Annotated in this window: 3 protein-coding genes; all 3 read left to right on the top strand. The window is 37.3% G+C overall.

Features of this window, described 5'->3' with window-relative positions:
• Positions 1–3 precede the first annotated feature (3 nt).
• A complete protein-coding gene (locus MG292_RS09920; RefSeq protein ID WP_264532888.1) occupies positions 4–996 on the top strand; it encodes a PorP/SprF family type IX secretion system membrane protein in 993 nt (330 codons plus the stop codon).
• Between the two features lie 470 nt (positions 997–1,466).
• A complete protein-coding gene (locus tag MG292_RS09915) occupies positions 1,467–8,648 on the top strand; it encodes a putative Ig domain-containing protein (RefSeq protein WP_264532889.1) in 7,182 nt (2,393 codons plus the stop codon).
• Positions 8,649–8,661: 13 nt separating this feature from the next.
• Positions 8,662–9,540: a PorP/SprF family type IX secretion system membrane protein gene (locus MG292_RS09910; RefSeq protein WP_264532890.1), complete on the top strand. Its 879-nt coding sequence runs from the start codon at positions 8,662–8,664 to the stop codon at positions 9,538–9,540.
• Positions 9,541–9,649 lie beyond the last annotated feature (109 nt).

The raw sequence follows: 9,649 nt of genomic DNA, 5'->3' as shown, positions 1-9,649 counted from the left end.
CAAATGATTCGAATTATTATAACACTCTTTTTTTTAATTATGTCTACCTGTACGGCAATGGCTCAAGATCCTTTGTTTACCCAAAGTTTTTTGTTCCCAGAAACATTGAATCCTGCTTTTACAGGGTTGTCAGAATCTAACAGTGTGGGGTTGTTGCATAGAACACAATGGCCAAATTTGAATTTGCAATTAGATTCGGAATTTGCATTTATAAATACTTGGAGTGACAGAATTAATAGTGGAATAGGTATTAGTATAATTAATCAAAGACAAAATTTCACGAATTATAATTTCACCAAAGTGGATATGAATTATGCTTATAAGGTGCAACTGACAGAGGATTGGATTTTTCATCCCTCTATTGCTATTGGATATGGTTCACGAGGATTTAATTCGAACGGGATTGTCTTAGAAGACCAAATTGATATTTCGAATGGTGTAATTAATCAAAATTCATCTGAGTTTTCAAGTTTTAATGAAAAAATCAATTATTTTGATTTTTCTACGGGAATGCTTTTAAACAATGAAAACTTTTTCATCGGGACTTCTTTAAAGCACATTAATAAACCAAACGTTTCAGTGCTATCCAATGGTAATGTTCCATTAGATATGTTTTTTTCTGTCAATGTAGGATATCAATTTACTATAGCTGATTATGTTGATATTATTTCTTTTCCTTATGAAACAAAACTACGATTGACTTCAAACTACATAAAGCAAGGCAATTTTAGACGAATTGATTTCGGAGGAGCATTAGTTTATTCTAATTATTTTTTCGGGATTAGCGCGAATTCAAATCTACAAGATTCTTCAGGGGGAAAAACTACGTTTAATTCGTATAGTTTGTTTGGAGGATTAAATTATGAACATTTACAATTTGGTTACTCCTATGATTTTAATTCGTTAAAAGGAGTAAGCACAGGAGGAGTATATGAACTTTCAGTATTGTATCGATTTGATTTATATACTAAATGCTTCACTTGTCCTAAAAATTAGTTTTAAACTAATTTTTAGGTAGGCTTGGTTGCTTATTTGAAGCCATATTAAATATTTAAAATTATTAAAGATATTGAGTTTAATAATTTCCACTCCATGCTTTAGAAAAGTAAAATTCTAAATTTTAATCTAAACAAAATAATTATAAATTATATTTCAAATTCAATTAGAGTAAGATTATTAAGGCTATTGTTGATTTAAATTAGGTAGCTGTAATATAAATTGTATTGAAAAATAACGATTCCACATTATTGATTATTTTTAAGATTATTCTTTGCATTGTTCAATCAAAACTAAAATATTTTTTTAGAGAATTAGTAAAGAATTAATTCAAACCGAATTAATAATAGATTTGGTATCGATTTTAGCTATATCAAATGTAATTTATAAATTAAAATTTGATTTTATTTGATTTTTATTAGTATTATTGCAAATTATTTTTCCCTTAACCCGCTATCCCACAATAGTGTATGTTTTTTATTAGAAAAAAGATTTTTTTTATTATTTTTATAAGTGTATTTAGTTACTCACAAAATGCACTTGATTTAGCAGGTTTAACCTCTGCTGCACCTTCTGCTGCTGCTTATTCTTTAAGGAAACTTAGTAATTCATATAGTGGACCATTAGTAAGAATAACAATTGGTACTAATTATTTTGATGTTTATCCGGATGCTACTACTTCTAAAACTATATCTTTATCTTCACCAATTTCAGCATCTTATAGTACAATTAATGCTAGCTCTACTGGTGTTAATGGCGTTAATGTATTAAGCTCAATTTTATCAGGTTCTACAAACGCAACTTTGGCGATATGGTATGATCAAAGTGGTAACGGTAGAAACGTTATTCAACCCACTACTTTAAATCAACCTCAAATTATTAATAATGGAAGTTTGATTGTAAGATCAGGAAAGCCAGTTGTATTTTTTCCTCTATCAGTTTTGACCTTCCTTCAAAATTTAAATTTTTCAATCGGTTTACCAGCAAGTATGGTTAATGTTGCTGGAATAGATAATTTATCTACAAGTAACTTAGGTGTTTCTCATTTAGGCTCAGGAAATGGTATTGGCATTAGAATTGGACTTGGTGGAAACCTAATTGCTTCTAAAAGAAATGTTATTAACCTGACTTCTAGCTCTAGTGTTACAGCAAATAGTCTTAATGTAGTATCCTTAACACAAGAGGCTTCTGGGGTTAATTCTAATTTAACAAAATTATTTTTAAACGGTAGTCAGTCCATAATTACTGTAGGAGAAACGGATTATATATTTAACCCATCAAGTAGATTTACTATTGGAGCATTTGATAATAATAGTTCCATGCAAACTTTTGCGAGTGAAGGTTTTATTAGTGAGTCTATTGTTTTTTCTCAAATTTTATCATCAGATTTTAGACACACTTTAGAAATTGACCAGGGTTTATATTATTTAATATGGCCTTTTATCAACTATATTTCGTCAGCTACTTTTACTAAAGGTAGTACTATTCCAGCTCTATTACCTTCAAACAGTGGAGCTACTGCAATTAGTTACTCCGTTAGCCCAAGTTTACCAGCAGGATTAGTATTGAATACAACAACTGGTGCTATTACAGGTACTCCAACTTTAATATCACCATCCTCAAATTATACTATAACTGCTTCTAATAGTTTAGGAAGTTCAACATCGAGTATAAACATCACGGTTAATGATATTGCGCCCTCTGCATTGACTTATTCTGGTTCTGTCTTCCTTTTTGGTAAAGGAACTGCTATTACCGCGATTGCAGCCCCTACCAATGGTGGAGGTACACCTACAAGTTATTCAGTAAGTCCAAGCTTGCCAGCAGGTTTAAGCTTGAATACAGCTACAGGTGCTATTACAGGAACTCCGACTGCAGTAACAGCTTCAACATCTTACACGATTACAGCAATTAATACAGGAGGAAGTGCCACAGCTAATATCAACATTGAAATTGGTGCCATTGTATTAGATAAAATTGGGCTAAACTCATCACCAGTAAAAGCAAGTTTAGCCTATTCTTTGCGTAAACTTAGTTCTTCTTATACTGGTAGTGCAATTAAAGTACGTAATAGTTTGAACAACACACTTGATATTGGTTTTGTTGGAGATAATTTAGATGAGGCTTCATTAGTATCTTTTGTAAATTTAGGAAATGGTAATGGTTATGTTGATACCTGGTATGATCAAAGTGGTTATGGTAATCATCTAAGCAATACTACTTTATCAAGCCAACCACAAATTGCAGCATCAGGAGCAGTAATAAAGATGAATAATAGACCGAGTATACTTTCATCTGTTGCTTCTTTCACAAGATTAGATGTATCGCCTGTATCACCTGTAACGATGAATCAAGTAAGTATAGTAGGTCGTTCGGGGACGGCTTCCTCAACATACTCTGCATTCATGCAACAAGCAGGACCATTGTCCTATTTTAGATTGAATCCTAGTGATAATTTTGAAGCTTTAGCTAATGGAGCTACTGTTATTTCTACTTCAGCATCAGAAGCAACATCAAACTTAAGAATCTATTCAGCAGTTTTTCCGACAGGTTTACTATATTCAAATGGAACACAAATAGCTAGTTCTTCTGCTAGCACAGCGACAGGTTCTAGTAACAATATTACATTATTTAACGCACCAGGTGGAACTTTTCCATTGAATGGAACTATTTCTGAATTTATAGCATTCCCAAGCACGGTTAGTAGAACTTTGTTAGAGTCAAATCAGGGGTCATATTATTCTGTTACACCAAATGTAAGTTATACATCACCTAGTGCCTACACAGTCGGTACCGCTATTTCTGCTTTAAATCCAGTAAGTACAGGAGGACAGGTAGTAAGTTACTCTGTATCACCTGCATTACCAGCAGGCTTGAGCTTGAATACCGCTACGGGAGCCATTACAGGCACACCAACGGCGATAACAGCTTCAGCTTCTTACATTATTACGGCAACTAATGGATTAGGTAGCACTACGGCTAATATTACTATTGAAGTTAGAGGATTTGTGCTTGACAAAATTGGTATAAATACGTCACAAGTATTTGCAAGTTTAGCCTATTCTTTACGTAAACTTAGTTCTTCTTATACTGGTAGTGCAATTAAAGTACGTAATAGTTTGAACAACACACTTGATATTGGTTTTGTTGGAGATAATTTAGATGAGGCTTCATTAGTATCTTTTGTAAATTTAGGAAATGGAAGTGGTTATGTTGATACCTGGTATGATCAAAGTGGTTACGGTAATCATCTTCGCAATACTACCTTATCAAGTCAACCTCAAATTGCAGCATTAGGAGCAGTAATAAAGGTGAATAATAGACCGAGTATACTTTCATCTGTTGCTTCATTCACAAGATTAGATGTAACGCCTAGTTCTCCTGTAACGATGAATCAAGTAAGTATAATAGGTCGTTCGGGGACGGCTTCCTCAACATACTCTGCATTTATGCAACAAGCAGGACCATTGTCTTATTTTAGATTGAATCCTAGTGATAATTTTGAAGCTTTGGCTAATGGAGCAACTGTTATTTCTACTTCAGCATCAGAAGCAACATCAAACTTAAGAATCTATTCAGCAGTTTTTCCGTCAGGTTTGCTATATTCAAATGGAACTCAAATAGCTAGTTCTTCTGCTAGCACAGCCACAGGTTCTAGTAACAATATTACATTATTTAACGCACCAGGAGGAACATTTCCATTGAATGGAACTATTTCTGAATTTATAGCATTCCCAAGCACGGTTAGTAGAACTTTGTTAGAGTCAAATCAAGGGTCATATTATTCTGTTACACCAAATGTAAGTTATACATCACCTAGTGCCTACACAGTCGGTACCGCTATTTCTGCTTTAAATCCAGTAAGTACAGGAGGACAGGTAGTAAGTTACTCTGTATCACCTGCATTACCAGCAGGCTTGAGCTTGAATACCGCTACGGGAGCCATTACAGGCACACCAACGGCGATAACAGCTTCAGCTTCTTACACGATTACGGCAACTAATGGATTAGGTAGCTTTACAACTACATTAAGTGTTGCGGTAAATGATGCAGTGCCAGTTATCCGCTATGTATCACCATCTGCTTATACCAAAGGCACGGCTATCACGGCTATCGCAGCACCAACTAACTCAGGAGGTACTCCAACAAGCTATGCCGTATCACCAGCATTACCAGCAGGCTTGAGCTTGAACACTGCTACAGGAGCCATTACAGGCACACCAACGGCAGTAACTGCTTCAGCTACGTATACTATTACGGCTACTAATACAGGAGGTAGTACTACAGCAACTATTAACATCACTGTGAATGATGCAGCACCTACTACTTTAGCCTACACTGGTTCACCGTTTACCTATACCAAGGGTACCGCTATCACGGCTATCGCAGCACCAACCAATGGTGGTGGAACAGTAGTGAGCTACTCAGTATCACCAGCATTACCAACCGGCTTGAGCTTGAACACTGCTACAGGAGCCATTACAGGCACACCAACTGCAGTAACTGCTTCAGCTACGTATACCATTACGGCTACTAATACAGGAGGTAGTACTACAGCAACTATTAACATCACAGTTAATGACATTGCACCTACTACTTTAACGTACACCGGTTCACCGTTTACCTATACCAAAGGCACGGCTATCACGGCTATCGCAGCACCTACCAACTCAGGAGGTACTCCAACAAGCTATGCCGTAAGCCCAGCATTACCAGCAGGCTTGAGCTTGAACACTGCTACAGGAGCCATTACAGGTACACCAACAGCAGTAACTGCTTCAGCTACGTATACCATTACGGCTACTAATACAGGAGGTAGTACTACAGCGACTATTAACATCACTGTTAATGATGCAGCACCTACTACTTTAGTGTACACCGGTTCACCGTTTACCTATACCAAAGGCACGGCTATTACGGCTATTGCAGCCCCTACGAATGGTGGTGGAGCAGTAGTGAGCTACTCAGTATCGCCAGCATTACCAGCAGGCTTGAGCTTGAACACCGCTACAGGAGCCATTACAGGAACACCAACAGCAGTAACTGCTTCAGCTACGTATACTATTACGGCTACTAATACAGGAGGTAGTACTACAGCGACTATTAACATCACTGTTAAAGATATCGCCCCATCGGCGCTTACGTACACCGGTTCACCGTTTACCTATACCAAAGGCACGGCTATTACGGCTATTGCAGCCCCTACGAATGGTGGTGGAACAGTAGTTAGCTATGCAGTATCGCCAGCATTACCAGCAGGCTTGAGCTTGAACACTGCTACAGGAGCCATTACAGGCACACCAACAGCAGTAACTGCTTCAGCTACGTATACTATTACGGCTACTAATACAGGAGGTAGTACTACAGCGACTATTAACATCACTGTTAATGATGCAGCACCTACTACTTTAGCCTACACCGGTTCACCGTTTACCTATACCAAGGGCACGGCTATTACGGCTATTGCAGCCCCTACGAATGGTGGTGGAACAGTAGTGAGCTACTCAGTATCGCCAGCATTACCAGCAGGCTTGAGCTTGAACACTGCTACAGGAGCCATTACAGGCACACCAACAGCAGTAACTGCTTCAGCTACGTATACTATTACGGCTACTAATACAGGAGGTAGTACTACAGCGACTATTAACATCACTGTTAATGATGCAGCACCTACTACTTTAGCCTACACCGGTTCACCGTTTACCTATACCAAGGGTACCGCTATCACGGCTATTGCAGCACCTACCAACTCAGGAGGTACTCCAACAAGCTATGCCGTATCACCAGCATTACCAGCAGGCTTGAGCTTGAACACTGCTACAGGAGCCATTACAGGCACACCAACAGCAGTAACTGCTTCAGCTACGTATACTATTACGGCTACTAATACAGGAGGTAGTACTACAGCGACTATTAACATCACTGTTAATGATGCAGCACCTACTACTTTAGCCTACACCGGTTCACCGTTTACCTATACCAAGGGTACCGCTATCACGGCTATTGCAGCACCTACCAACTCAGGAGGTACTCCAACAAGCTATGCCGTATCACCAGCATTACCAGCAGGCTTGAGCTTGAACACTGCTACAGGAGCCATTACAGGCACACCAACAGCAGTAACTGCTTCAGCTACGTATACTATTACGGCTACTAATACAGGAGGTAGTACTACAGCGACTATTAACATCACTGTTAATGATGCAGCACCTACTACTTTAGCCTACACCGGTTCACCGTTTACCTATACCAAGGGTACCGCTATCACGGCTATTGCAGCACCTACCAACTCAGGAGGTACTCCAACAAGCTACTCAGTATCACCAGCATTACCAGCAGGCTTGAGCTTGAACACTGCTACAGGAGCCATTACAGGCACACCAACAGCAGTAACTGCTTCAGCTACGTATACTATTACGGCTACTAATACAGGAGGTAGTACTACAGCGACTATTAACATCACTGTTAATGATGCAGCACCTACTACTTTAGCCTACACCGGTTCACCGTTTACCTATACCAAGGGTACCGCTATCACGGCTATCGCAGCACCTACCAACTCAGGAGGTACTCCAACAAGCTATGCCGTAAGCCCAGCATTACCAGCAGGCTTGAGCTTGAACACTGCTACAGGAGCCATTACAGGTACACCAACAGCAGTAACTGCTTCAGCTACGTATACCATTACGGCGACTAATACAGGAGGTAGTACTACAGCAACTATTAACATCACAGTTAATGACATTGCACCTACTACTTTAACGTACATCGGTTCACCGTTTACCTATACCAAAGGCACGGCTATCACGGCTATCGCAGCACCTACCAATGGTGGTGGAACAGTAGTGAGCTACTCAGTATCACCAGCATTACCAGCAGGCTTGAGCTTGAACACCACTACAGGAGCTATTACAGGTACACCAACAGCTGTTGTTTCTACAATTTTTGTAATAACAGCAACTAATTCAGCAGGAAGTACATTTGCTGTAATCAATATTTCTGTAAAAGATATCGCTCCATCAGCCTTGACTTATATTGGTTCACCGTTTACGTATACCAAAGGAACAGCTATCACAGCTATCGCAGCACCAACTAACTCAGGAGGTATACCAACAAGTTATGCAGTATCACCAGCATTGCCAGCAGGCTTAAATTTAAACACAACTACAGGAGAGATAACAGGAATTCCATTAATGAGTGCAACAGCATTTAATTATACAATAAAAGCTAGTAACTCAGGAGGAAGTACAATATCTATTATTAATATTAAAGTTGAATCTCAATTAGAAGACACAGATAGAGATGGTATTAATGATACAGATGATAATTGTCCATTCATTTCAAATTCAAATCAAAAGGATAGCAATGCAAATGGAATTGGCGATGTCTGTGATACAACTGAATTGAACTTATCTCAGGCATTTACACCAAACGGTGACGGTGTTAATGATTATTGGGTTATTGATACTATAGAAAATTATCCTAATTCTAGAGTATATGTTTTTGATAGTAAAGGGAACAAGATTTTTGAGGCAAAAAATTATCAAAATAATTGGCAACCTCAATTAAAATCAGGTTCATATTATTTTCAAATTGATTTAAATGGAGATGCTGTTGTAGATGCACAGGGTTGGATTTACATAGCAAATTAATTAATTAAATTAAATGAAAAAAACGATACTAATTTTAGCGTTGATACTTTCTATGAGCGAGGTAAATTTTGCTCAAGAGCAAAACATATTTACTCGCTATAAGTACCATCTTAATATAATCAATCCTGCTTATGTTGGAGTTGATGAACAGTCAGTTCTGACAAGTTCATTAAGACGACAATGGACTGGTGTACCGGATGCTCCAGAGTTACAAAACATTTCATTCAGCACTCCATTAAATAATAATTTAGCTATTGGAGCAGCAATAGAGCATAATAAAACCTATATTGAAAATTATGGGTTTGCAGCGATAGATGTATCCTATAAATTATACTTGTCAAGATATAAAACATTATATTTTGGTATCAAAGCTGGGGCTGATTATTATAATGTAAATTTAATGGGAATAAAAACTCACGATTTGAATGTAGACCCTGCTTTACAATCAATTAATTCTATAATACCCAATATTGGTGTTGGGTTTTTACTTAAGGAGGATATGTGGTATGCGTCAATAGCAATTCCAAGAATTTTAAACACTACACGACTCAAAGACAAAGAAGGAATTGTTTTTATAATAGATGAAATGCCTAAAATGTATCTTGGGTTTGGGCATGATTTTTTTATTACAGATGATATAATTATTAAACCCTCATTAAATTGGGATTATATCCCCAAAAGCTCTTCAGTTTTGGATTTTACAACTATGGTTAATTACTCTGGTCTCTTTGAGTTTGGAGCTAATTATGGTACAGACAATAGGTATGCTTTACTAACCACGTTTACTGTAAACGATAGATTTGTATTTGGTTATGCTTATGAAATGAGTACATTACCCACATTGGCTAGAGCTAAGAATACTAATGAAATTTTATTACAATATAAGTTTTAATTGATTGATTTAGAAAGAAATTTATATATATTCACAATGTAATTTTTACTTACTTAGCTGATAGTAAATTCTAATTATTGAAATAATTAGGGTCTTACTCTTTATTATT

This window comes from Flavobacterium keumense (genome assembly GCF_029866485.1).
Lineage (GTDB): Bacteria > Bacteroidota > Bacteroidia > Flavobacteriales > Flavobacteriaceae > Flavobacterium > Flavobacterium keumense.
This window is presented reverse-complemented; position numbering and strand designations above follow the sequence as displayed.